Source organism: Pseudomonas sp. GW456-L12 (genome assembly GCF_059424045.1).
The window spans coordinates 22,442-46,944 of record NZ_JBWKZA010000011.1; the positions used below are offsets into that span (position 1 = coordinate 22,442).

At 67.3% G+C, this 24,503-nt stretch carries 21 protein-coding genes; 15 read left to right on the top strand and 6 right to left on the bottom strand.

Going from position 1 to position 24,503, the window contains the following annotated elements; all coding sequences use genetic code 11:
• The 7 genes from AC07Y9_RS15945 to AC07Y9_RS15975 all read left to right on the top strand — a co-directional run bounded on the left by AC07Y9_RS15945 (nucleotide 1) and on the right by AC07Y9_RS15975 (nucleotide 8,687).
• Nucleotides 1–1,842, top strand: a complete 1,842-nt coding sequence (locus tag AC07Y9_RS15945; RefSeq protein ID WP_102680887.1) for an ABC transporter ATP-binding protein — start codon at nucleotides 1–3, stop codon at nucleotides 1,840–1,842.
• Nucleotides 1,839–2,147 carry a (2Fe-2S)-binding protein gene (locus AC07Y9_RS15950; RefSeq protein ID WP_053261328.1) on the top strand — a complete coding sequence of 103 codons (309 nt, stop codon included), beginning with the start codon at nucleotides 1,839–1,841 and terminating at the stop codon, nucleotides 2,145–2,147. The genes AC07Y9_RS15945 and AC07Y9_RS15950 overlap by 4 nt, the downstream gene beginning before the upstream one ends.
• A complete protein-coding gene (locus AC07Y9_RS15955; RefSeq protein ID WP_102680888.1) occupies nucleotides 2,129–3,535 on the top strand; it encodes an FAD/NAD(P)-dependent oxidoreductase in 1,407 nt (468 codons plus the stop codon). Before AC07Y9_RS15950 ends, AC07Y9_RS15955 begins: the two co-directional genes overlap by 19 nt.
• Complete coding sequence (locus AC07Y9_RS15960; RefSeq protein WP_102680889.1) at nucleotides 3,532–4,686, top strand: NAD(P)/FAD-dependent oxidoreductase; 1,155 nt, start codon at nucleotides 3,532–3,534, stop codon at nucleotides 4,684–4,686. Before AC07Y9_RS15955 ends, AC07Y9_RS15960 begins: the two co-directional genes overlap by 4 nt.
• Nucleotides 4,683–5,840 carry an acetylornithine deacetylase gene (argE, locus tag AC07Y9_RS15965; protein ID WP_102680890.1) on the top strand — a complete coding sequence of 386 codons (1,158 nt, stop codon included), beginning with the start codon at nucleotides 4,683–4,685 and terminating at the stop codon, nucleotides 5,838–5,840. Before AC07Y9_RS15960 ends, argE begins: the two co-directional genes overlap by 4 nt.
• A gap of 276 nt (nucleotides 5,841–6,116) precedes the next feature.
• Nucleotides 6,117–7,574 carry an NAD-dependent succinate-semialdehyde dehydrogenase gene (locus AC07Y9_RS15970; RefSeq protein ID WP_101338085.1) on the top strand — a complete coding sequence of 486 codons (1,458 nt, stop codon included), beginning with the start codon at nucleotides 6,117–6,119 and terminating at the stop codon, nucleotides 7,572–7,574.
• 33 nt (nucleotides 7,575–7,607) lie between these two features.
• Complete coding sequence (locus AC07Y9_RS15975) at nucleotides 7,608–8,687, top strand: tartrate dehydrogenase (RefSeq protein ID WP_102680891.1); 1,080 nt, start codon at nucleotides 7,608–7,610, stop codon at nucleotides 8,685–8,687.
• 139 nt (nucleotides 8,688–8,826) lie between these two features.
• Here the strand turns inward: AC07Y9_RS15975 and AC07Y9_RS15980 are convergent, their stop codons facing one another.
• Nucleotides 8,827–9,750 carry a 2-hydroxyacid dehydrogenase gene (locus tag AC07Y9_RS15980; protein WP_102680892.1) on the bottom strand — a complete coding sequence of 308 codons (924 nt, stop codon included), beginning with the start codon at nucleotides 9,748–9,750 and terminating at the stop codon, nucleotides 8,827–8,829.
• A gap of 272 nt (nucleotides 9,751–10,022) precedes the next feature.
• On the opposite strand from AC07Y9_RS15980, the gene gabT reads away from it, so the two are divergent.
• The 7 genes from gabT (at nucleotide 10,023) to AC07Y9_RS16015 (ending at nucleotide 18,009) form a co-directional block, all read left to right on the top strand.
• Entirely contained in the window at nucleotides 10,023–11,312 is a 1,290-nt protein-coding gene (gene gabT, locus AC07Y9_RS15985) for a 4-aminobutyrate--2-oxoglutarate transaminase (protein WP_102680893.1), read from the top strand.
• A 96-nt stretch (nucleotides 11,313–11,408) separates the two neighbouring features.
• Entirely contained in the window at nucleotides 11,409–12,068 is a 660-nt protein-coding gene (locus tag AC07Y9_RS15990; RefSeq protein WP_102680894.1) for an HAD family hydrolase, read from the top strand.
• Nucleotides 12,069–12,111: 43 nt separating this feature from the next.
• Nucleotides 12,112–12,600, top strand: a complete 489-nt coding sequence (locus AC07Y9_RS15995) for an Lrp/AsnC family transcriptional regulator (RefSeq protein ID WP_009044015.1) — start codon at nucleotides 12,112–12,114, stop codon at nucleotides 12,598–12,600.
• 427 nt (nucleotides 12,601–13,027) lie between these two features.
• The gene (locus AC07Y9_RS16000) at nucleotides 13,028–13,798 is read left to right on the top strand and encodes a DUF4198 domain-containing protein (protein WP_102680895.1); all 771 of its coding nucleotides are present in this window, start codon (nucleotides 13,028–13,030) and stop codon (nucleotides 13,796–13,798) included.
• Nucleotides 13,799–13,876: 78 nt separating this feature from the next.
• Nucleotides 13,877–15,082, top strand: a complete 1,206-nt coding sequence (locus AC07Y9_RS16005; protein WP_102680896.1) for an acetyltransferase domain-containing protein — start codon at nucleotides 13,877–13,879, stop codon at nucleotides 15,080–15,082.
• Between the two features lie 80 nt (nucleotides 15,083–15,162).
• The gene (locus AC07Y9_RS16010; RefSeq protein WP_102680897.1) at nucleotides 15,163–16,518 is read left to right on the top strand and encodes an OprD family porin; all 1,356 of its coding nucleotides are present in this window, start codon (nucleotides 15,163–15,165) and stop codon (nucleotides 16,516–16,518) included.
• Between the two features lie 234 nt (nucleotides 16,519–16,752).
• Nucleotides 16,753–18,009, top strand: coding sequence for a T6SS phospholipase effector Tle1-like catalytic domain-containing protein (locus AC07Y9_RS16015; RefSeq protein WP_102680898.1), 1,257 nt, complete (start codon nucleotides 16,753–16,755; stop codon nucleotides 18,007–18,009).
• A 14-nt stretch (nucleotides 18,010–18,023) separates the two neighbouring features.
• On the opposite strand, the gene AC07Y9_RS16020 is transcribed toward AC07Y9_RS16015, so the two are convergent.
• Genes AC07Y9_RS16020 through AC07Y9_RS16035 form a run of 4 tightly spaced genes read right to left on the bottom strand, consistent with a single transcriptional unit; the run spans nucleotide 18,024 to nucleotide 22,661 of the window.
• The gene (locus AC07Y9_RS16020) at nucleotides 18,024–18,476 is read right to left on the bottom strand and encodes a response regulator (protein WP_009044010.1); all 453 of its coding nucleotides are present in this window, start codon (nucleotides 18,474–18,476) and stop codon (nucleotides 18,024–18,026) included.
• Entirely contained in the window at nucleotides 18,473–20,815 is a 2,343-nt protein-coding gene (locus tag AC07Y9_RS16025) for an ATP-binding protein (RefSeq protein WP_102680899.1), read from the bottom strand. Before AC07Y9_RS16025 ends, AC07Y9_RS16020 begins: the two co-directional genes overlap by 4 nt.
• Entirely contained in the window at nucleotides 20,812–21,480 is a 669-nt protein-coding gene (locus tag AC07Y9_RS16030; RefSeq protein WP_053261314.1) for a response regulator, read from the bottom strand. The genes AC07Y9_RS16025 and AC07Y9_RS16030 overlap by 4 nt, the downstream gene beginning before the upstream one ends.
• Nucleotides 21,477–22,661: a sensor histidine kinase gene (locus AC07Y9_RS16035; protein ID WP_102690465.1), complete on the bottom strand. Its 1,185-nt coding sequence runs from the start codon at nucleotides 22,659–22,661 to the stop codon at nucleotides 21,477–21,479. Before AC07Y9_RS16035 ends, AC07Y9_RS16030 begins: the two co-directional genes overlap by 4 nt.
• 170 nt (nucleotides 22,662–22,831) lie before the next feature.
• On the opposite strand from AC07Y9_RS16035, the gene AC07Y9_RS16040 reads away from it, so the two are divergent.
• Complete coding sequence (locus AC07Y9_RS16040) at nucleotides 22,832–23,356, top strand: SgcJ/EcaC family oxidoreductase (protein ID WP_007929021.1); 525 nt, start codon at nucleotides 22,832–22,834, stop codon at nucleotides 23,354–23,356.
• Nucleotides 23,357–23,414: 58 nt separating this feature from the next.
• On the opposite strand, the gene AC07Y9_RS16045 is transcribed toward AC07Y9_RS16040, so the two are convergent.
• Nucleotides 23,415–24,419: an AraC family transcriptional regulator gene (locus AC07Y9_RS16045; protein WP_102679795.1), complete on the bottom strand. Its 1,005-nt coding sequence runs from the start codon at nucleotides 24,417–24,419 to the stop codon at nucleotides 23,415–23,417.
• Nucleotides 24,420–24,503 lie beyond the last annotated feature (84 nt).

The window sequence follows — 24,503 nt, forward strand, 5'->3', positions numbered from 1 at the left end:
ATGAGCCAGTTGATTCGAGTGCAAGACCTGCGGGTGGTCGCCGGCGGCGAGGGCGCCGAAGTGGAGATCGTCAAGGGCGTGAGCTTCGCCCTGGAGCAGGGCGAGGTGCTGGCGCTGATCGGCGAGTCCGGCTCGGGCAAGACCACTATCGCCCTGGCCCTGCTGGGGTATGCCCGCCGCGGTTGTCGCCTGGCGTCCGGGGTGGTGCGGGTCGGCGAACACGACATGCTGGCCCTGGGCGAGGAGCAGTTGCAGGGCCTGCGCGGCAATCGCGTGTCCTACATCGCGCAGAGCGCGGCGGCGGCCTTCAACCCGGCGAAACGCCTGCTCGACCAGGTGCTGGAGGGCGCCCTGATCCATGGCCTGGACAGCCGCGCCAACCTGGAGGCCAAGGCCATCGAGCTGTTCCGCGACCTGGCCCTGCCGGACCCGGAACACATCGGCCAGCGTTACCCGCACCAGGTCTCGGGCGGGCAGTTGCAACGGGTGATGGCGGCCATGGCGCTGATCAGCGACCCGCTGCTGGTGATCCTCGACGAACCGACCACCGCGCTCGACGTCACCACCCAGATCGACGTGCTGCGCGCCTTCAAACGGGTGGTGCGCGAACGTGGGGCCACGGCGGTGTATGTGTCCCACGACCTGGCGGTGGTGGCGCAGATGGCCGATCAGATCGTGGTGCTCAACGGCGGCCAGATCCTTGAACAGAGCGCCACCGCGCCGCTGCTCGAGGGCCCGGCCCACGATTACACCCGCAGCCTGCTGGCGGCCGCGCGCCCGGACTCGACCATTCGCCCGCCCAGCGATATCGCCGAGGACCAGCCGCTGCTGACCATCAAGGGCCTGACCGCCGGCTACGGCAACAAGAACCTGCAAGGCATGCCGATGATCCGCGTGCTGGAGGACATCGACCTGACCGTGCGCCGTGGCCAGGCCATCGGCGTGATTGGCGAGTCCGGCTCGGGCAAGTCGACCCTGGCGCGGGTGGTGGCTGGCCTGCTGGCCCCGGCCCTTGGCAACCTGACCTTCGACGGCCAGCCCCTGGGCGGCAGCCTGTCGAGCCGCACCGACGAGCAGTTCCGGCGGATCCAGATGGTGTTCCAGAACGCCGACACCGCGCTCAACCCCATGCACAGCGTCAGCGCCATTCTCAGCCGGCCGCTGAAGATGTATTTCGGCCTCAAGGGCGCGGCGCTGCGCCAGCGCATCGACGAGTTGCTGGACCTGGTGCGGCTGCCGCGCACGCTCGCGCAGCGGCGGCCCAACGAGCTGTCCGGCGGGCAGAAGCAGCGGGTCAACCTGGCCCGCGCGCTGGCGGCCAAGCCCGACCTGATCCTTTGCGACGAGGTGACGTCGGCCCTGGATACCGTGGTCGGCGCGGCGATTCTCGAACTGCTGCGCGACCTGCGCCAGGAGCTGGGGGTGTCCTACCTGTTCATCAGCCACGACATTTCCACGGTGCGCGCGCTGTGCGACGACATTGTGGTGATGTACAGCGGGCACAAGGTCGAGGCCGGCAGCCGCGCGGCCTTCGGCCAGGCGCCGTTCCATCCCTATACCGACCTGCTGATCCACTCGGTGCCGGAGCTGCGCCAGGGCTGGCTGGAAAGCTGCGGCAGCACCTGCGCCAGCCTGCCGCCGATCGGCGCCAGGGCCAATGTGCCGGAGCTGTGCACCTTCCTCAATCGCTGCCCGGTGCGCATCGACGGCCTGTGCAACCGCACCGCGCCGAACCGCCGCGCCATCGACGGCGGCAGCGAGATCCTCTGCCACCGCGACAGCGGCGAGTTGTTGCAGAGCCAACAGAACTTCAATGGCATGACCGAGGGAGCCTACGCATGAAGGGGCGTTTTGTACGGCTGGGCGAGCGCGAACGGGCGCCGGTACGGCTGCGGGTGGACGGGGAGCCCATCGAGGCATTGCAGGGCGACACGCTGATGGTGGCGTTGCTGACCCAGGGGACGGCCCTGCGCCAGTCGGAGTTCGATTCCGGCCGGCGCGCCGGCTTCTGCCTGATGGGCGCCTGCCAGGACTGCTGGGTCTGGACCCGCGCCGGCGAGCGCCTGCGCGCCTGTTCCAGCGAGGTCCGCGAGGGCCTGGACATTCTCACCACACAACCGGAGGCGGTATGGCCACTGCACGGCTGAACATCCCGTCCGGCAGCGCGCCGCGGGTGGTGATAGTCGGCGCCGGCCCGGCCGGCACCCGCTGCGCCGAAACCCTGCTGGCGGCCGGCATCGTGCCGACCCTGGTCGACGAAAACCGTCGCGACGGCGGGCAGATCTACCGTCGCCAGCCCGAAGGTTTCCGCCGCGACTACGTCACCCTGTACGGCAGCGAAGCGCACAAGGCCCGGGCCCTGCACGACAGCTTCGAGCGCCTGCGCTCGCGCATCGACTATCGCCCGGACACCCTGGCGTGGAACCTGACCCCGGGGCAGCTGTGCTGCGTCAGCCAGGGCCGGCACTTCACCCTGGACTACGACGCGCTGATCCTCTGCACCGGCGCCACCGACCGCCTGATGCCGCTCGAAGGCTGGCAACTGGCGGGCACCTACAGCCTGGGCGGCGCGCAGATCGCCCTCAAGGCGCAGTCGGTGTCCATCGGCCACCGCGTGGTGTTCATGGGCAGCGGGCCGCTGCTGTACCTGGTGGCCAGCCAGTACCTCAAGGCCGGGGCGCATGTCGCGGCGGTGCTCGACACCTCGCCGCTGGGCAAGCGCATCGGCGCCTTGCCGAAGCTGCTGGCGCGCCCGGGATTGCTCTGGACCGGCATGAAGCTGCTGGCGCGGCTGTGCCTGGCCCGGGTCCCGGTGCACCTGGGCATCCAGCCGGTCCGGGTACTGGGCGATGCCCAGGGCGGGGTCAGCCTGGTGCAGGTCAAGACCGCCAAGGGCGACAGCCTGGATGTCGAGTGCGATGCCCTGGCCCTGGGCTATCACTTGCGCCCGGAAACCCAGTTGGCCGACCTCGCCGGTTGCCGCCTGGCCTTCGACCCGGCGTCCAGCCAATGGCTGCTGGAACTCGACGAGGCCGGGCGCACCAGCGTCAGCGGGGTCTACGCCGCCGGCGACGGGGCGAAGATCCGTGGTGCCGACGCCGCTGAACACGCCGGGCGCCTTGCGGCGCTGGCACTGCTCGAGGATCTGCAACTGCCGGTCAACGCCGCGGAACGGGACGAACAGCGCCAGGCCCTGGCGGTGATGGACCAGTTCCGCCTGGGCCTGGCCCAGGCCTTTCCCTGGCCGAGCGCCCAGGCCAAGGCACTGCCGGACACGGCCATCGTCTGCCGGTGCGAGATGATCAGCGCCGGCGAACTGCGCCGCACCGTGCGCGAGAAGGGCGCCTGCGAGGTCAACCGCGCCAAGGCCTTCAGCCGGGTCGGCATGGGCCGCTGCCAGGGCCGCTACTGTTCCCAGGCCGGGGCCGAGGTGATCGCCGCCGCGGCCGGGGTCGCGGTACAGGAGGTGGGCCGGCAGCGCGGCCAGGCCCCGGTCAAACCCCTTTCGATGCTCACCGGGGAGGTGACGCCATGACCGTGCAACAGTCCGATGTGCTGATTGTCGGCGGCGGCCTGATGGGTTCGGCGGCGGCGTTCTTCCTGCGCCGGCGCGGCCAGTCGGTGACCCTGCTGGAGCGCGACCAGATCGGCCAGTACGCCAGCGGGGTGAACTTCGGCAATGTGCGGCGCCAGGGCCGTTATCTCGGCCAGCTGGAGCTGGCCAACCGTTCCTGGGCCCTGTGGAAGCGCCTGCCGGAGCTGATCGACGACGACCTGGAGTTCATTGCCAGCGGGCATATGCGGGTGTGCTACCGCGAGGACGAAATCGCCGAGCTGGAAGCCTATGCCGCGGCGCCCGAGGCGAGTGAGCTGGACCTGCAGATCTACCGCGGCCGCGAGCTGCACGAGCGCTTTCCGTTTCTCGGGCCGGACGTCAAGGGCGGCTCCTACGCGCCCCATGACGGCCACGCCAACCCGCGCCTGGCGGCCCCGGCCTTTGCCCGGGCGGCGGTGCGCGCCGGGGCGCGGATCGAAGAACGCGCCGAGGTGAGCGAGGTGCAGAAGGTCGGCGGCGGGTTCCTGGTCGGCACCACCGATGGCCGCCAGTTCAGCGCCGAACGCCTGCTGATCACCGCCGGCGCCTGGGGCCAGAAGCTCTCCGAGCAGTTCGGCGAACCGGTGCCGCTGGACACCAACGGCCCGCAGATGGCGGTCACCGAGCCGGTGCCTTACGCCTTGCCGACGGTGATCGGGGTCTACACCAAGATCCCCGAGGAGGTGATCTACTTCCGCCAGATTCCCCGCGGCAACATCATCATCGGCGGCGGCTACCGCAGCAAACCGGACATGCTCACCAGGCGCGCCCAGGTCGAACCGCGCAGCATCCTCAACCAGATCCAGCAGATGCGCCGGCTGCTGCCGGGCGTCGGCAACCTCAACATCATCCGCGTGTGGAGCGGCATCGAAGGGTATCTGCCCGATTCGCTGCCGATCATGGGCCCCAGCGGCCAGGTCGACGGCCTGTACTACGCCTTCGGTTTCTGCGGCCATGGCTTCCAGCTCGGCCCGGGCGTCGGCGACGTGATGGCCGAGCTGATCGCCACCGGCAGCACCGGCACCTCGATCGACGCCTTTTCGATTCGCCGCTTCGCCGGCACCACCGCACAACGGAGCAGGGCCTCATGAAACCCCGGGTACTGGAGATCCTCAAGCGCCTGATCGCCTTCGACACCGTGTCCTCGGAGTCGAACCTGGCGCTGATCGAATACGTGCGCGAGCTGCTGCTGGGCAAGGGCATCGAGTCGCTGATCGTCAAGGACGAAAGCGGGCGCAAGGCCAACCTGTTCGCCAGCACCGGGCCGCGGGAACTGCCGGGGGTCCTGCTGTCCGGGCACACCGACGTGGTGCCCGCCGCCGGCCAGGCCTGGAGCCTGCCGGCGTTCCAGGTCACGGAGCAGGGCGGGCGCCTCTACGGGCGCGGCAGCTGTGACATGAAGGGGTTTATCGCCCTAGCCATAGACGCCATGCTCGATGCTGCGGACTGCACCTTGAGCCGGCCGCTGCAACTGGCGCTGTCCCATGACGAGGAAATCGGCTGCGTCGGCGTGCGCCGGCTGCTGGACGTGCTGCACCTGGCGCCGGTGCGGCCGTTCCTGTGCCTGATCGGCGAACCCACCAACATGCAGTTCGTGCTCGGGCACAAGGGCAAGGGTTCGTACCGCGTCCATTGCCGTGGCCAGGAAGCGCATTCCTCCCTGGCGCCGCTGGCGGCCAACGCGATTCACCTGGCCTGCGATTTCATCGCCGGTTTGCGCGACAGCCAGCAGCGCCTGCGCGAGCAGGGCGCGCGGGACGCCGACTACGACATTCCCTACAGCACCGTGCACGTCGGGCAGATCGCTGGCGGCAAGGCGCTGAACATAGTGCCGAACCTGTGCACCCTGGATTTCGAGGTGCGCAACCTGCCGGCGGACGATCTCGAGCAGTTTCTCGAACAGATGCGCGAACGCGCCGAGCTGATCGTGCGCGAGGCGCGCCAGCTTTCCGAGGTGGCGGCCATCGAGATCGAAACCCTGAATGTCTACCCGGGGCTGGAGACCCATCCGAGTGTCGAGGCGGTGCGTTTCCTCCACGACTTCGCCGCGCCCGGCACCGGCTACGCCAAGGTCGGCTTCGGCACCGAAGGCGGCCTGTTCAACCAGCGCCTGGACATCCCGGTGGTGGTCTGCGGCCCGGGCTCCATCGAGCAGGCGCATAAGCCCGACGAGTTCATCGAGGTCAGCCAGATGGACGCCGGCCAGCGTTTTCTCGAAGGCTTGCTGGGTTCCCTGAAACGCTGAGCCGCCCCCTGTAGCCGCTGGCGCAGCCTGCGATCGGGCGCTAGCCCGCCAAGCTGTATCCCGGATCGGCCTGATGCACCGCGATCAGCGGTTTTACGACGGCTGCGCCGCCGATCGCAGGCTGCGCCAGCGGCTACAGGGCGGTGTTCAGGTTCTCGGTAGAGCCTGCTGTGACGCCGCGTTTTTCAGCATCCGACGCTGTCGGCCCGGCGCTTTCAGCATCCTGGGCTGCGGTGCCTGCTTAGACTGGGGGCTGTCTCGGAACAGGACTCGACCATGCTCAAGAATCGTTTGAAAGACCCCAGCCTCTTGGTGGAACTGGCCTACATCGACGGGCAGTGGGTGGCCGCCGACGATGGCGCGACCCTGGCGGTGCTCGACCCGGCCAGCGGCGAATGCCTGGCCCGGGTCCCGGCCCTGCAGGGCGCGCAGACCCGCCTGGCCATCGCCGCCGCCGAACGCGCCTGGCCGGCCTGGCGCGCGCGCCCGGCGGCGGAGCGGGCACAGCTGCTGGAGCGCTGGTACCAGGCCATGCTCGACAACCTCGACGACCTGGCCCTGATCATGACCGCCGAACAGGGCAAGCCCTTCGCCGAAGCCCAGGGCGAAATCCGCTACGGCGCCGGTTTCGTCAAATGGTTCGCCGAGGAGGCGCGGCGCATCTGCGGCGACACCCTGCCGGCACCCGCTGGCGACCGGCGCTTGCTGACCCTCAAGCAGCCGGTGGGGGTCTGCGCGGCGATCACCCCGTGGAACTTCCCCAACGCGATGATCACCCGCAAATGCGCGCCGGCCCTGGCCGCTGGTTGCCCGATCATCGTCAAGCCTTCCGACCTGACGCCGCTGTCGGCCCTGGCCCTGGCGGTGCTGGCCGAGCGGGTGGGGATTCCGCCGGGGGTGTTCAGTGTGCTCACCGGCATGCCGGCGGGGATTGGCGAAGAGCTGACCGGCAACCCGGCGGTGCGCAAGATTTCCTTTACCGGTTCCACCGCGGTCGGCCGCCTGCTGATGCGCCAGAGCGCCGAGCACATCAAGCGCCTGAGCCTGGAACTGGGCGGCAACGCGCCGTTCGTAGTGTTCGACGATGCCGACCTGGAACAGGCGATCGCCGGGATCATGCAGAGCAAGTTCCGCAACGCCGGGCAGACCTGCGTCTGCGCCAACCGCATCCTGGTCCAGGATGGCATCTACGCACGTTTTGCCCAGCGCCTGGTGGAGGAGGTGGCCAAGCTCAAGGTCGGCAACGGCCTGGAACCGGGCGTGAGCATCGGCCCGCTGATCAATGCCGCGGCGGTGAGCAAGGTCGCCCGGCATATCGACGATGCCCTGGGCAAGGGCGCGACCCTGCTGTGCGGCGCGATCCCCCAGGGCGAAAGCCAGTTCGTGCTGCCCACGGTGCTGGGCGAGGCCAGCACCGAAATGCTCCTGGCCCACGAGGAAACCTTCGGCCCGGTGGCGCCGCTGATGCGCTTTCACGACGAGGCCGAGGCGCTGGCCATCGCCAATGCCACGCCTTACGGGCTGGGCGCCTACTACTTCACCCAGGACCTGCGCCGCTCCTGGCGTTTCGGCGAAGCGCTGGAGTTCGGCATGGTCGGCCTCAACACCGGGATCATCTCCATGGAAGTGGCGCCGTTCGGCGGCATCAAGCAATCGGGCCTGGGCCGCGAAGGCAGCAAGTACGGCCTGGACGAATACCTGGAGATCAAGGCTTTCCACATCGGCGGCCTGTGACCCGCCCGCACCGACTTCGAGGAGACATGCGACATGAGCAAGGCATTCAGGATCGCCGCCATCGCCGGCGACGGGATCGGCAAGGAAGTGCTGCCGGAAGGATTGCGGGTGCTGCGGCAGGCCGCGCACAAGTGGCGGCTGGACCTGGAGATCGAGGTGCTGGACTGGGCGCACTGCGATTACTACCTGGAGCACGGGCAGATGATGCCCGGGGACTGGTTCGAACGGCTCAAGGATTTCGACGCCATCTACTTCGGCGCCGTGGGCTGGCCGGACAAGGTGCCGGACCATATTTCCCTGTGGGGTTCGCTGCTCAAGTTCCGCCGCGACTTTGACCAGTACGTGAATATCCGCCCGGTGCGGCTGTTCCCCGGGGTGCCGTGCCCGTTGGCCGGGCGCGAGCCGGGGGACATCGATTTCGTGGTGATCCGCGAGAACACCGAGGGCGAGTATTCCTCGGTGGGCGGCAAGATGTTCGAGGGCACCGAGCATGAGTTGGTGCTGCAGGAGTCGGTGTTCACCCGGCGTGGCGTGGACCGCATTCTCCAGTACGCCTTCGACCTGGCCCAGGCCCGGCCGCGTCAGCGCCTGACCGCGGCGACCAAGTCCAACGGGATTTCCATCAGCATGCCGTACTGGGACGAGCGCACGGCGCTGATGGCCGAGCAGTACCCGCAGGTGAGCTGGGACAAGCAGCACATCGACATTCTCTGCGCGCGTTTTGTCTTGCAGCCGGAGCGTTTCGACGTAGTGGTGGCCTCCAACCTGTTCGGCGACATTCTCTCCGATCTCGGCCCGGCCTGTGCCGGCACCATCGGCATCGCGCCTTCGGCCAACCTCGACCCGCAGCGGCGCTTCCCGTCGCTGTTCGAGCCGGTGCACGGCTCGGCGCCGGACATCTACGGGCGCAATATCGCCAACCCGATCGCGATGATCTGGTCCGGCGCGCTGATGCTGGATTTCCTCGGCAATGGCGAGCAGCGCTACCGCGACGCCCACGACGGCATTCTCAAGGCCATCGAACAGGTGATCGCCCAGGGCCCGATCACCCCGGACCTGGGCGGCCAGGCCTCGACCCAAGACGTCGGCGCGGCGATTGCCGAAGCCCTGTAGCCGCTGCCGCAGGCTGCGATCGGGCGTTAGCCCGCCAAGGCTGTATCCCGGGTCGGCCTGATGCACCGCGGTCAGCGGTTTTGCGACGGCTGCGCCGCCGATCGCAGGCTGCGCCAGCGGCTACAGCGATCGTGGGGGGTCAGTAGCCCTGGGTTCGGTCGATTTGCCCGAGCATCGGTTCGCCGCGCTGGTGGCGGCGAATATTGTCCAGCAGTACGGCGAAGGCGCTTTGCGGCTGGGTCATGGCGGCGATGTGCGGGGTCAGGAGGATCTGCGGGTGGTCCCAGAACGGGTGTTCGGCCGGGGCCGGTTCCTGTTGCAGGACGTCGAGCACCGCGCCGCTGAGCTGGCCGCTGGCCAGGGCGTCGAGCAGGTCCTGTTCCACCAGGTGGCCGCCACGGCCCATATTGATCAGCGCCGCGCCACGGGGTAGCTGACGGAACAGCTCGCGGTCGAGGATGCCCTGGGTCTGTTCGGTCAGGGGCAGCACGCACAGCAGGATGTCGCACTGGCTGAGAAAGGCCGGCAACTGCTGGTCGCCGGCAAAGCACTGCACGCCGTCGATGCGGTGGGCGCTGCGGGCCCAGCCGGACAGGGCGAACCCCAGCGGCCGCAGGGTGGCGAGGATCTGCTGCGCCTGTTGCCCCAGGCCCATGACCCCGACCCGGCGTTGCGCCGCCGGTTGCAGCAGGTGCGCCTGCCAGCAGCGGGCGAGCTGTTGCTGCCGGTAGCGCAGCATGTCGCGGTGCAGGCTGAGCACGGCGAAGCTGGCGTATTCGCACATGCCCCGGGTGATGCCCGGGTCCAGCAGGCGCACCACCGGCAAGTCCGGCGGCAGGTGCGCGAGGTCCAGTTGATCGACCCCGGCCGAGAGGGCGAACAGCACCTCAAGATTAGGCAACAGGCTCAGGTCGTCCGGTGCCTGCCAGGCCGCCAGGTAGCGGATCTCCTCGGGGTTGCCAAGGTCCGGCCAGGCGCGCCATTGAATGTCCGGGGCCTGTTCGGCGAACAGCGCTCGCCAGTGTTCGCCACGCACGGGGTCGGCTTTATAGAGAAGGGCCATGGGCGGTTCCTGATCGACGGGGGATGCTTTCATGATGCCGCAACGGCAAAGCAGGATCTGTCGAAAGGCCGCGCCCGAAAGCCTTGCGCAGCACGCTTCGAGGCCCTGGCCGGCAGATTCGGCGGGGCTGAAGGAATCTGCCGTTTGCCGGGGTGAAAACAGTGGATCCGGATTTCTCAGGGGCCAAGTTCGGCTGAGTCGGTTCCGTCGAAGCCTTAATCTGAAGCCATCGCAACCGCTTCCCGGTTGCCTGGCTCAGTATGAGGAACGCCATGAATAGCAAGGTCGACGAAACACCTCATTGGCTCCAGCAGCGCGATCGGTTCGTGCCGCGGGGCGTGGTCACTGCCCATCCGCTGGTCATCGACCGCGCCGAGGGCTCCCAGGTGTGGGACGTGGACGGCGAGCGCTATCTGGATTTCGTTGGCGGCATCGGCGTGTTGAACATCGGCCACAACCACCCCAGGGTGGTGGCGGCGGTGCAGGCGCAGTTGCAGAAAGTCTCCCACGCCTGCTTCCAGGTGGTGGCCTACAAACCCTACCTGGACCTGGCCCGGCGCTTGAGCCAGATGATCGGCGGCGCCGAGCCCTACAAGGCGGCATTCTTCACCTCTGGCGCCGAGGCAGTGGAGAACGCGGTGAAGATCGCCCGTGCCCATACCCAGCGTTCGGCGGTGATCGCCTTTCGCGGCGGTTTCCATGGCCGCACCTTGCTCGGCAGCACGCTGACCGGCATGAGCCAGCCGTACAAACAGAACTTCGGCACTGCCCCCGAGGTGTTCCATACGCCGTACCCGAACGCCTATCGCGGGGTCAGCAGCGAGATGGCCTTGCAGGCGTTGCAGGAGCTGTTCGCCACCCAGGTCGCGCCCGAGCGCGTGGCGGCGATCATCATCGAGCCGGTGCAGGGCGACGGCGGTTTCCTCGCCGCTCCGGTGGAGTTCCTCCAGGCCTTGCGCGCCCTGGCCACGCAACACGGCATCGTGTTGATCCTTGATGAAATCCAGACTGGCTTCGGTCGCACCGGCAGCTGGTTCGGCTTCCAGCACGCCGGCATCCAGCCGGACCTGGTCACCGTGGCCAAGAGCCTGGCCGGCGGCTTGCCGCTGTCCGGCGTGGTGGGCAAGGCGCAGATCATGGACGCACCGCAGCCCGGCGGTCTTGGCGGCACCTACGGCGGCAACGCCCTGGCCTGCGCCGCGGCGCTGGCGGTGCTGGATGCCTACGAAGAGGAACAGTTGCTGGCCCGTGGCGTGGCGCTGGGCTTGCGTCTGCGCGAAGGGTTGCTGCGCCTGCAGCGGCTGTACCCGTGCATCGGCGATGTGCGCGGCAGCGGCTTCATGCTGGCGCTGGAACTGGTCAAGGACGACGCGGCGCGCAGCCCGGATGCCGAGCTGACACAGCGGCTGATCGACCAGGCGCGCCTGGGCGGGTTGCTGGTGATCAAGTGCGGGGTCCACCGTAACGTCCTGCGCTTCCTGGCACCGCTGGTAACAACTCCCGAGCAGATCGACGAAGCCCTGGCGATTCTCGACGCCGCGCTGGCACGAGTCTTGAACTGAGCTGATGCCTCGGTCGGCGCCGGGCTGCCGGGCGCCACCGGTGGGCATTTTTGGAGCATGGATCGATGGAACGCATCATAGGAGGCTGTACACGCCATGGGGCTGACTGATTATCGTGCGTTGCTGATTGACTGCGACGCGGTCCTGGTGGACCGCGACTCGGGGGTCTGGGCCGCCTTGCAGCCCTTGCTCGACAGTCGCCGCGGGCAAGCGGACAGGGAACAGGTGCTGGGCGAATTCGCCGAAACGGTGCGGGGCCTGTACCCGCGTTTCGCCGAGCTGGGGTTCAGCGGCCTGCTGTGTTTCGCCCATCGCCAGCTGGCTGAGCGCTGGGGCCTGAAGGCGTCCTGGGAGGAGGGCATGAGCTTCGCCCGTTCGGTGCCGGGCTGGTCGCTGTTCGAGGACGCGCCGGGGGCGATGCTGTACCTGCGCAAGTTCTATCGCCTGCTGGTGCTGGGCGATCGCGATGCCGAGGACCGCGCGTTGTTGTGCGAGCGGCTGGGGATCGCCCAGGACGACTTCATCTCCCTGGCCAGCCAGCCGTTGCAGGATCGCCAGTGGCTGGCGGACAACGACCTGCGCGCCGAGGACATTCTCCAGGTGACCCGGCCGCCGGCCACCGCGACGCAAGCGACGGCGGGCCTGTGCCTGATTTGCCGCGCCGGCAGCCGCAATCCGCAACCCTGCGCCGCCGACTACTGCATCAACAGCATGGCCGACCTGGTGGCCCAGCATCAGGCGTCGTTACGGCGCTGATCTTGCTTGTCGATTGCATCCCACAGCAATCAAGAGGTAAACGATGGAAGGTTTAGTCAAACTGGACCGTATTGATATCAACATCTTGGTTGAGCTGCAAAAAGACGGACGCATGACCAATGTCAGCCTCGCCGACGCCGTGGGGTTGTCGGCCAGTCCGTGTCTGCAGCGGGTCAAGCGCCTGGAGTCGGCCGGCTACATTTCCAGCTACAAGGCGCACCTGAACCTGGCCAAGATCACCGACTCGGTCATGGTGTTCACCGAGATCACCCTGAGCGACCACAAGCGCGAAGACTTCGCCAAGTTCGAGTCGAATATCCGCCTGGTGGACGAGGTGCTCGAGTGTCACCTGATCAGCGGCGGCTACGACTATCTGGTGCGGTTCATGACCCGCAGCATCCAGCATTACCAGGAGGTGGTGGAAAGCCTGCTGGACAAGAACATCGGCATCTCCAAGTACTTCAGCTACATCGTCATCAAGTCGCCGGTCCTCAAGGACGGCGTGCCCCTGCGTAAATTGTTGCGCCACTGACGCGTTCTTCTCTCAAAACGAAATGTTATCTGATAACATTTTGTCGCCTGATCAATCACCCTCACACGCGCCCCTGACCGGGCGCGCTTGCGTCTGGGCCGGCCTTTTGCCGGGCCCGTGAGTGACAGCGGGTGGCGCGCAAGGAAGCAACACCGGGCATGAAAAGCCCCGCGTGCACCCCGATCGGACAATCCATGCACCGCTGACCCCTGGATGCTTCAGCCTGGCGCACACCGCATAAATCGCTGTTTGTCCCGAGAAAACGGCAGGCGACGGGCGTGTGCCGCGGCAAATCGGAACAAAGCACAGAACGGCCTGCGCTGTAATGCCAGCCAGTGGTAGGTGCGCATCGTCTCCCCGGGAAGTTCAACGCCATCAGAGCGGGGGCGGCGATTCGTTGAATGAGAGCACAAAGGAGCGCAACACGATGCACAAGAGCACGGCAAACACATTGATAGGGCTGGGCGCGCTGATGCTGGCCGGCGGTACCCAGGCCCACCAGATCTGGTACGAGCACACGCCGGGGCAGCCCCTGACGCTGTATTACGGCGAGTACGACAAGAACATGCTGGAAGTGACCCCCGGCGGCCTTGAGCGCTTCCGCCAGCTCAAGGGCTGGTCAGCGGCGAATCCTGCCCTGGGGCTGAACCTGCAACGCCAGTCGTTCAGCGTCGGCCATCAGCCCAAGGCCGACGAAAGCCTGCTGGCGCAGGACACGCAGTATCCGATCTTCGACCTGCATGAAGGCGGCAAGACCCTCAAGACCTACTGGACGCCCGCCACCCGCTGGGTCGGCGACCTGCGCGCGCGCCAGCCGGAACTGGCGCTGGACATCGTCCCCACCGGCGTGGCCGCCGCGGGCCAGGCGCAGTTTCAGGTGTTCTATGGGCTCAAGCCGCTGGCCGCCCAGGCCGTGATCCTGGAAACCGGCTCGGGCGAAGTCTTCACCCAGACCAGCGACAAGGACGGCAAGGTCAGCTTCGCGCTGCCGTGGCAGGGCACCTACGTGGTGGCCGCCGAATACAAGGACCGCACCCCGGGCACCCGCCAGGGCCCGGACAACCAGGCCGAGGCCTACGACCTCAAGAGCTTCAGTTCCACGCTGTCGTTCCACCAGCCACAGGGCAAGCCACCGTTGCCACGGGCGCCTTCAACGCTGCCGGCCTCGGAAGTTGCGCGTTTGAAAAAGCAATCCTGACCCCGTGTCCCGACCCCTGTGCCGAGTCGGCGACAGGGTTTTGCCCAGGTTCAACGACCTTCAACATGAGTGACTGATATGACTCTTTCTACTGGATTGGCAGGGCAGGCGGGCGTTGCGTCCCCTGCGCTGGCGGGCAGCGTGGCCAAGGCCAACACACGGATGCTGGCGATCGACGCCCTGCGTGGCTTCGTCATGCTGTGCATGCTGGTGGACCACGTGCGCGAGACCTTCCTCCTGCATCGCCAGGTCACCGACCCGATCGACGCCCTGAGCGTGACCCCGGACCTGTACTTCACCCGCATGCTCAGCGAGATCTGCGCGCCGGTGTTCATTTTCCTCACCGGCCTGTCGGCCTGGCTCTACAGCCAGAAACACAGCCTCGGGGAAACCTCGGTGTTCCTGCTCAAGCGCGGCCTGTTCCTGGTGTTCCTCGAACTGACCTTCGTGTGTTTTGCCTGGAACGCCGAGTTCCCGCCCAAGACCCTGTGGCTGCAGGTGATCTGGTGCATCGGCATCTGCATGATCGTGCTGGCCGGCCTGCTGCACTTCAAGCGCAGCTGGCTGATCGTGCTGGGGGTGGCCATCGTCGCCGGGCACAACCTGCTGGATGATGTGGTGGTGGGCCCCGAGTCGCCGTTCTTCGTGCCCTGGTCGATCCTGCACCAGCGGGTGTTCATCGACATCACCGAGTTCACCCGCGCCCGCACCACCTACCCGGTGTTGCCGTGGATCGGCGTGATCCTGCTGGGCTGGGCCATCGGCCCGTGGTTCGGCAAGGACGTGCAGCCGGCGGCGCGGATTTCGCGGCTGCTCAAGGTCGGCGGCGGCCTGCTGGTGGCCTTCGTGTTCATCCGCTACCTGAACGTCTACGGCGAGAAACCCTGGGTGCAGACCGGCGATGCGCTGCGCACCTTCATGAGCTTCATGAGCGCCAAGAAGTACCCGCCGTCGCTGATGTTCCTGATGCCGACCCTGGGCCTGGGGCTGATCCTCCTGGCGTACTTCGAGAAGGTCCAGGCGCGCTGGTCGACCGCGCAACTGGCGATCTACGGCGGCGCGCCGATGTTCTTCTACCTGCTGCACCTGTACGTGCTCAAGGCCATGTACCTGGTGGCCGTGGCCATCTGGGGCGCCAACCAGGGCACTTACTACGGCTTCGACAACCTGTCCGGCGTCTGGCTGTGGAGCCTGGTCCTCGGCGTGCTGTTGTTCTTCCCGACGCGCTGGTTCGCCGGCCTCAAGCAGCGTCGCCGCGATATCGCGATCCTCAAATACCTCTGAGTGGGATCCCGGTGGTGCGCCCGTATAGCGGCGCACTGCCTCTTATCGCCCGCCATTTATCGATTTTCGGGAGTTCCACAGTGAAGACCTTGACCCGACACACCCTGTTGTTGGCATTTTTTTGGCATTGGGGAGGCCAGAGCCTGCTCGCGCTGGCCGCGGAGCAGGACAATGCCAAGGGCTTTATCGAAGACAGCCAGTGGAGCCTGTTCAACCGCAGCCTCTACGACCGTCGCGACTATCGGCACGGTTCCTTGAGCAACGGCGCGCGCAACGCCTACAAGCCCCGCGCCGAACGCAGCGACCTGGCCGAGGAGTGGGCCTACGGCCTGATGGCCGACTACAGCTCCGGTTTCACCCAGGGCACGCTCGGCTTCGGCCTGGACGCCCATGTGTATTCCGGCTGGAAACTCGACAGCGGCGGTGGCCGGGCCGGCAAGGCGCGGTTGCTGGGGGTGGACAACGACGGCCATCCCAAGGACGAGTTCAGCCGCGGCGGCGCGGTGGCCAAGCTGCGTTTTTCTTCCACCGAACTGCGCTACGGCGAGCAGCGGGTCAAGACCCCGGTGTTCGGTTCCTCCGACAGCCGCCTGCTGCCCGAGACCGCCACCGGCTGGTTCCTCACCAGCCGCGAGCTGAGCGACACCACCCTGTACGGCGGCCACTTCAACGAAAGCACCGACCGCAACGCCACCAGCCACGACCAGGGGTTCGTGGTCAATTATTCCAATGGCCAGCAGGGCGACAGCTTCGACCTGATCGGTGTGCGCAATACTGCAATCAAGGGCCTCAACGCCAGCCTGTTCAGCGCCCTGTACGAAGACACCTGGCGCCAGCAGTACCTCGGCGCGCTCTACAACCTGCCGTTAAGCCCGGGCCAGGACCTGACGTTCGACTTCAACCTGTACCGCACCCAGGACACCGGCAAGGCCCTGTCCGGGCGCATCGACAACACCACCTGGAGCCTGATGTCGACCTACAAGAGCGGCGCCCACAGTTTTGGCCTGGGCTACCAGAAGGTCGACGGCGACACGCCTTACGACTACGTCACCCGCGGCGCGATCCTGCTCAGTAACGCCGTGGCCCTGTCGGACTTCAACGCCCCTGAGGAAGCCTCCTGGCAAGCCCGCTACGACCTCAACATGGCCGGCTACAGCGTGCCCGGCCTGACCTTCAGCGCCCTGTACGTGCGCGGCAGCGGCATCGACGGCAGCCATATGGACCCGCGCGGCGGCTACGCCTGGCTGGGCTACGGCGAAGGCGGCAAGCACTGGGAACGCGACCTGCAGGCCAAGTACGTGGTGCAGTCCGGCCCGGCGAAAAACCTCGCTGTCACCCTGCGCCACGCCGTGCACCGCGGCAACAAGGCCCAGGCCGAACTGGATGCCGACCAGCTGCGACTGGCGATCGAGTATCCGTTGGGCGGCAGGTTCTAGCGCCCAGGCACGGCTCGTCAGCGCCCGGCCCCTCCTTGCGGAGGGGGGGCATGGTCCAGACATTTATTGCCCGGGGCTTTATGGCCGGGCACCGTTAATGCTGCTATGCCTTGGAGAGCCCTTCACGCTTTACCGCAGCAGTTGTCATGACACGGACGTAGGGTGACACCGGTCCTCGCCTGGCCGATTGGCCGCGCGGGGACCTCACTTGACGACTCTCGAGGGAACCAGGTCGTGGAGAACACAAGGATCAAGGCGCGCCAGCTGATCGTCTGCATCGATGGCACCAACAACCGTTTCAGTGACGAACCGACCAACGTGGTCCGGCTGTTTCGCTCGCTACCCAAGGACAGCGAAACGCTGCTGGCCTATTACGACCAGGGCGTGGGCACCTTCGGGCTCAGCGAAACCCTGTTCGAATGGCAGAAGGTGCCGTCGCGCATCGCCGGGCTGATGTTCGGCTGGGGCATCAAGCGCAACGTGCTCAATGCCTACCGCTTCCTGATGGAGAACTACAGGGACGGCGACCAGATCTTCCTCTTCGGCTTCTCCCGCGGTTCCTACGCGGTGCGGGTGCTGGCGGCGCTGCTGCATACCATCGGCCTGCTGCCGGCCCATCAGGTCCAGTTGATGGACTTTGCCTGGTCGCTGCTGACCACTCGCCAGCGATCCGCTGATAATTCCAAACCGAATCGCCAACGGGCCATGAGTTACACCTGGTGGCGCATGAGCGCGGACAAAAAGCCGGACTTCGACTTGATGGAGGCGTTCAAGGGCAGCTTTGCCCGGAAGGTGAGCATTCACTTTCTCGGGCTGTTCGACACCGTGAGTTCGGTGGGCTGGGTGTACGACCCGCTGATTGTTCCCTACACCCGCCGGAACAAGGACGTGAAGATCATCCGCCATGCGGTGTCCCTGGACGAACGCCGCAGCTTTTTCCGCCAGAACCTCTGGACAGAGGACGAGGGCGTGAACCTCAAGCAGGTCTGGTTCGCCGGCGTGCATGCCGATATTGGCGGCGGTTACCCCGCCGGCGAATCGCAGCTGGCGTTGATTGCCTTGCGCTGGATGGTCGGCGAGTGCCTGGAAGCCGGGTTGAGCATCGATGCCGAAGCCTGTCGCGCAGAACTCTATCCACCCTCTGTGCTACAGGATCCGCTGGCCCAGGCCCACGATTCCCTGACCCGCAACTGGCTGATCGCCGAGTGGGTGCCACGCCTGGTCTGGAACTCGAAGACCCACAAGCGAGTCCGTGAGTACGGTTCGATGCCGCCGTTCGGCAAACCCAGGTCGCGGGAGATTCTCACGGATAAACCAGGGCAGAAAGTCCGGGTGCATGACTCCGTGGCCGTTCGCCTGAAAGGCTCCCTGGCCGACGACCAGCCCTGGGGCAGCCAACTGACGTACCAGCCGGAAAACCTGTTGCGCATCGATGCCGCGCTGATCGAGCAGGTGGGCGACTCGCCGAGGCTGGATGAGTACAACCTCTAAGGCTGGCAACCCACTCACTGCCGATGCCGGCGCAGCAGCTCGATCTGCTGCGCCGGCACCTGCTGGCGCAGGGCTTTGTACAGGGCGCGGGTTTCCAGCAGGTTCCAGATCCGCAGCAGGGTTTCCAGGGCGTCCAGCGGCTTGCTGATGAAGTCGCGGGCGCCCAGGGCCAGGGCACGCAGGCGGGTGTCGCGGGTGGCGTCGGCGGTCAGCACCAGGATCGGCAGGTAATCGTGGGCCGGGATCCGTCGGTTGAGCTGTTCGAGCACGGCGAAGCCGTCGAATTCGGGCATGTGCAGGTCGAGGATCACCAGGTCCGGCTCGAAGCTGTTGAACAGCTCCAGGGTGCGCAGCGGCTGGGTGCTGCTCAGCACGTTGTGCAGGCCTTCGCGGGCCAACAGCTGCTCCATCAGCTCGAGGTTGGGGCGCTGGTCGTCGATGATCAGGATGCGCAAATCGTGGTTCATGCGGGCTCCGGTAAATGTTGCTCAAGGTGGGCGAGAAACGCCGGGATATGAATGGGCTTGGTCAGGATCGCCGTGGCCCCGGCCTGCAACAGGGCGCGGTGGGTCAGGGCACTGGCGTCGGCGGTGATCATCAGCACCGGGGTGCTGGCGGTGGTCGGCGACTCCCGCAGCCGGCGCAGCACTTCCAGGCCTGCAAGGTCCGGCAGGCTGACGTCCAGCAGGATCAGTTGCGGTGCATGCTGGCGCGCCAGGTCCAGGCCCATCTGGCCCTGCATGCTCGACAGCAGGCGAATGCCCGGGCGGCGTTGCAGCAGGGTTTCGATCAGCGCCAGGCTCGACAGGTTGTCTTCGATGCACAACACCTGGCCCCGGTATGCCCCAGCCTCGACCCGGGCCGGCAGTACCGCCGTCGGTTGTTCCAATAGCTGTTGCTCCAGGGCCAGGGGCGCGCCGGTCGCGGCCACCTGGACAAAGGGCAGTTGCAAGGTAAAGCAGCAGCCCTGGCCCGGCGTGCTGTGCACCCGCAGGCTGCCGTCCATCATTTCCAGCAGGCTCTTGCTCAGGGCCAGGCCCAGGCCGGTGCCTTCCACCCGCGGGTCGGCGCCCAGGCGTTCGAAGGGCCGGAACAACTGGTCCAGGCGCTCCAGGGGAATGCCGGCGCCGGTGTCGCTGACTGCTACTTCGACCCGGGTGTCGAGCACCTTGACCGCGATCCGCACCTGGCCCCGGGGCCGGTTGTACTTGATGGCGTTGGACAGCAGGTTGAGCAGCACCTGGATCAGCCGCTGGCGGTCGGCGATCACCCCGCAGTGCTCGCTCAGCGCGGGCAGGGCGGCCAGCTGGATGCCGGCGTCGGTGGCCATCGGCGAGACCAGGGTCAGGGCCTCGTGCAGCACCGCGGCCAGGGCGATCGGCTCGACATTCAGCGCCAGGTGCCCGGCCTCGATGCGGGCGATGTCCAGCACCTCGTTGATCAAAGTCAGCAGGTGCTGGCCGGCGCGCAGGATATGCCCGACCTGGGGCCGCTGGCCGCTCGGCGAGTCCATGTCCAGCAGTTGCGCGAAACCGAGGATGGCGTTGAGTGGGGTGCGCAGTTCGTGGCTCATGCGCGAGAGGAATTCGCTCTTGGCGCGGCTGGCGCTTTCGGCTTCCTCGCGGGCGGTACGCAGGGCGATTTCCGCGGCGCGGCGGTCGGTGATGTCGCGGGTGATCTTGGAGAAACCGCGCAACGCGCCGCTGGCATCGTACTGCGCGGTGATCACCACGCTGGCCCAGAAGCGGCTGCCGTCCTTGCGGCAGCGCCAGGCCTCTTCCATGTAATGGCCGTCGCGGGTGGCTTCGCGCAGGGCCATGTCCGGGTGCGCCGGGCATTCTTCCGCCAGGTAGAACAGCGAGAAGTGCCGGCCGAGGATTTCCTGTTCGCTGTAGCCCTTGATCCGCTCGGCGCCGGCGTTCCAGGTGGTGACCCGGCCTTGGGTGTCGAGGGCGAAGATCCCGTAGTCCTTGACCCCGTCGATGATCAGCCGCAAGCGTTCTTCGTTGTCGCGCAGGGCCCGCTCGCGCTCGGCCAGCAGTTGCCCGGCTTCCACCAGGCGGGTGCCGAGCTGGCCGATTTCGTCCTGTTCCGGGGCTTGCGGGCGCAACGGTTGGCCGAGGGCCAGGCGCTGGGCGTTGCCTTGCACCTGCTGCACCCGGGCGACTATGCCCTTGGACAAGAACAGCACCGCGACAATCGCCCCGAACAGGCCGCAGAGCGCCGCCAGCAGCGTGGCCAGCAGCAGGCGCATGCGGGTCGCCGAGGCCGCGGCGCTGCGCTCGGCGAGCAAGCCGTCTTCGCGGATGCGCATGGCGCTGATCTGCTCGCGCAGCACGTCCAGCACCTGTTTGTTCTCGATCAGGATCGCGGTGATGCTGGCGCTGTCGTCGGGCCGGCCGTTGCGCAGGGCCACCAGGCCGTCGAGCTTGTGGCCGATCAGCGGGGCGATGGCCTTGAGGTGGTCGCGCATGCGCGCATCGCGAATGTTGCTGTCCAGCCGTTGCAGCGCGGCCTGGATCAGCGGCTGGGCACGTTCGTAGCTGGGCAGGAAGTCTTCGCGGCGGGTTAGCAGGTAGCCGCGCACGCTGGCCGCCGCTTCGGCCAGCAGGGTGTGCACGGTCTGGATGTCGCCCTGCACCAGCAGCACCCGGCGCACGTCTTCCTCGGCGCGGGCGGTCTGGCGTTCGGTGATGTAGATCAGCACCAGCGACAGCAGCAGGATCACCAGCGGCAGGGAGATCACCACCAGCGCCTTGCCGCGCAGGGGCAGGTCGAGCCAGTGCCGGCTGGCCAGCAGCCTCATGGCCAGTCTCCCGCGGGCTGCGCCACCAGCCCCAGGGCGATGCCGCGCACCGCGGCCTGGGTGCGGTCCGCCGCGCCGAGCTTGCCGATCACCCGTTCCACATGGGCCTTGGCGGTGCCGGTGGTGATGCCGAGCTTTTCGCCGATCTCGCGGTTGCTGAAACCGCCGGCCACCAGGCCCAGCACCTGACGTTCGCGGGCGGTCAGGGTTGCGGCCTGGGCGCTGCCGCCGGCGTTGCGTTCGGCCATGCGCCGCAGCAGCCGGGCGCTGACGCTGCTGTTGAGGGCTTCCTCGCCCTGGGCCACCCGCTGCAGGGCGCCGAGCACTTCGCCGCGGCTGGCGTCCTTGAGCAGGTAGCCGACAGCGCCGGCGGCAATCGCCGCTTCCAGGTGATCGGGGCTGTCGTCCATGGTGAAGATCACCACCTTGATCGCCGGTTGCCGCTGTTGCAGCAGGCGCGCGGCGCCCAGGCCGTTGAGCAGCGGCATGCGGATGTCGAGGATGGCGATGTCCGGTTGCAGGCGCTCGCACAGCTCGAGGGCTTCCTGGCCATCCCGGGCCTGGCCGACCACCTCGAACTCCGGGTGGCCGGCCAGCAGGGCGACAAAACCGGTGCGGGTGACTTCATGGTCGTCCGCCAGCACCAGGCGCAGGGCAGGGTTCATGGCTGTTCTCCAGCAGCGGGCAGCGGCACCCGGGCCAGCAGGCGGGTACCGTGGCCGGGGGCGCTGTGCCAGGACAGCTCGCCGCCCAGCAGGCTGGCGCGCTCCCGCATCGCCGCCAGGCCCAGGTGCTGGCTGCCGCAGCTGGACAGCGGGGTGCCCAGGGCGAAGCCGACGCCGTTGTCTGCCAGCGCCAGCGCGGCCTGGCCGTCGGCCAGTTGCAGGCTCAGTTCGACGCGGCTGGCGCGGGCATGCTTGAGGATGTTGTTGATGCCTTCCTGGGCGATGCGGAACAGGGCGATCTCGCTGGCGCCCGGCAGGCGCGCGCTGGACTGTTGCCGCCAGTGCACCTCGAGACCGGCGTCGCGCAGGCGGTCGGCTTCCTTGTCGATAGCCTTGTACAGGCCAAAGTCGTCCAGCACGTTGGGGCGCAGGCCGCCGATCAACTGCCGGCCCTCGCCGACGCAGCCCTGGGCCAGGGTCAGGATGGTTTGCAGCTCGCTGTGCAGCTCTTGTGGCAATGTCGGGCAGCGCCCGGCAAACCCCTGCAGGCGCTGGTGCAGCCCGGCCAGGGTTTGCGCCAGGCCGTCGTGCAGGTCGTACGCCACGCGCTTGCGTTCGTCTTCCTGAGCGCTGAACAGCCGGTGCACCAGTTCCGACATGGTGCGTTCCCGGGCTTGCAGGGCCTGGAGCAAGCGCTGGTTTTCCAGGTGCGCCGCCAGCAGGGTGGCGAGCAGTTGCAGGGATTCCAGATCCTCGCTGTCGGGTGCGGCCAGGGCCACGCTGTTGGCCAGCAGCAAGGCGCCGAAGGCCTGGCCGTCGGCGCCGGGCAGGGGAATGCGCAGCACCTGGGGCAGGGCGGCATCGGTCTGCGGCAGCCATTCGGGGTGCGGGGTCGCAGACCTGGCCAGCTCATGCAGGGCGGCCAGGCGTTCGCTGCCGCCGTGCTGGGCGGTGGCCTGGGGCGGCTGGGCGGGGTGCCATTCCAGCAGCAGGCCGTGGTCCATCGCCATAAAGGCACAGGCCCGTTGCAGGGCGCGCTGGCGCATGGCCGCGGGCGGCAACTGGGTCAGTTCCTGGCCGGTGTCCACCAGCAGGCGCAGGCGCGCCGCGCGGCTTTGCGCCTGGCGATACTGGCTGCGAATGGCCAGGGCGCTGCCGGGGTCGTGGGTCGGGCTTTGCATGAAAAACAGGCTCCAGCGTGAAGGGCGTGCGCTCGCGAGCAGGCATTAGACCCGGTTGCCGGCTGTGGGCCTATCTGCCGAATGGCATAGGCCGCCGGCACCGGTTGGCCGATGGCGAGGCAGCAGCGGGTGGGCAAAGTGGGCGCATTGAAACCCACTGGAGCCTTCCGATGAAACTGCCAACCACCGCCATCGCCCTGTTACTGGCGCTGACCGCGCCCCTGGCCCAGGCCCTGGACGCCACGCCTTATGTGTACCGCACCGTCGCCGCGCAGCCGCAGAACCAGGGCGACCGGGAGATCGCCGGCCTGTTCGATCGCTGGAACGCGGCCCTGCAAACCGGCAGCGCAAAAAACGTAACCAGTCTTTACGCCGCCGATGCGATCCTCCAGCCGACCGTGTCGAACCAGGTGCGCACCACCCCGGCGCAGATCCAGGACTACTTCGAGCACTTCCTCGCGGGCAAGCCGGTGGGCCAGATCAACTACCGGGAAATCCGCCACCTGGGCGCGGATGCGGCCATGGACAGCGGCGTCTACACCTTCACCCTGCACGAGGCCGGTGGCGCGACCCGCCAGGTCCAGGCGCGCTACACCTTCCTCTACGAGCGCATCGACGGCCAGTGGAAGATCCTCAACCACCATTCCTCGGCCATGCCCCAGGCACAGCCGCCATTGCAGGCCAGCCATCGCTGAGCAAGCGCTGCCGCACCTTGAAAAAACGCCGGGACTTGTGCCCGGCGTTTTGCTGTCTTCAGCCTTCCTGGCGATAACGCCCCGGGGTCATGCCGAACCAGCGGCGGCAGGCCTTGTGAAAGCTGCTCTGGTCGCGAAAGCCAAGCAGGGCGCCGATGTACTTGACGCTGCGCGCCGAGTTGCGCAGGAAACTGTGGGCCAGCATCAACCGCGCCTCGTCGAGCAGCGCCGAGAAATGCATGTCTTCGTTGCCCAGGCGTCGCTGCAGGCTGCGGCTGCTGACCCCCACCAGCTGCGCGATGTGCCGCAGGTCGCTGGGCCCGCCCTGGGCCAGGCGCTCGGACAACACCCGCCTTACCCGCGCGGTCATCGAGCCGTCGAGCAGCAGCTTGAGGCGGGTTCGCGCGTATTCCATGTGCAGCACGTCCAGGGCCGGGTCGGCGCTGGGCAGGGCCATGGCGCAATCGCGCGGGCTGAAGCTCAGGCTGTTGTAGGGCGCGTCGAACAGCAGGTTGGCGCCCAGCAGACGCTCCAGGGCGCGGGTGTCGGGCGGGCGCGGGTAGGTGAAGCTCGCCGCCAGCGGTTGCGGCTTGTGCCCGGGCAGCAGCCAGTGCACCAGGCCCAGGGTCTGCGCCGCGCCGGCATCGATGAAGGCCCGCGGCACCAGGCCCGGTTCGAGGGCGATGTCGAAGCCGATCAGGGTGACGGCCTGGGGGCTGCGCTCCAGGCACAGGTAGAAGCCGTTGCTGACCAGCGAGTGATAGTCCACCAGGCGTTGCAGAGCGGTGTCCAGGGTGGCGCCGGACATCAGCGCGTAGCCGAGCACTTCCAGGTTGGCCGGGTGGGCCTTGGTGTACGCCAGCAGGCCGAGGTCCGGGTTGCCGCACAGCTGCACGGCGTCTTGCAGCAACGCGTAGACCAGCTCCAGCCTGACGCCCATGGGGTTTTCACAGGTCTCCTGATGGCTGCTGCCGTGGCGCTTGAGCAAGGCCTCGACCTTGACTCCGGCGTCGGTCAGGACATCGGCAAGCACCCGGAAACTGGTGCCGGTCATTCTGTGCATAGTACTTCCTGGACTGGTGGCTAATTGATGTCATTGGCGCTGGCGCATGATCGCAATAAACCTCGGGCCACAGTCGAGAAAGGG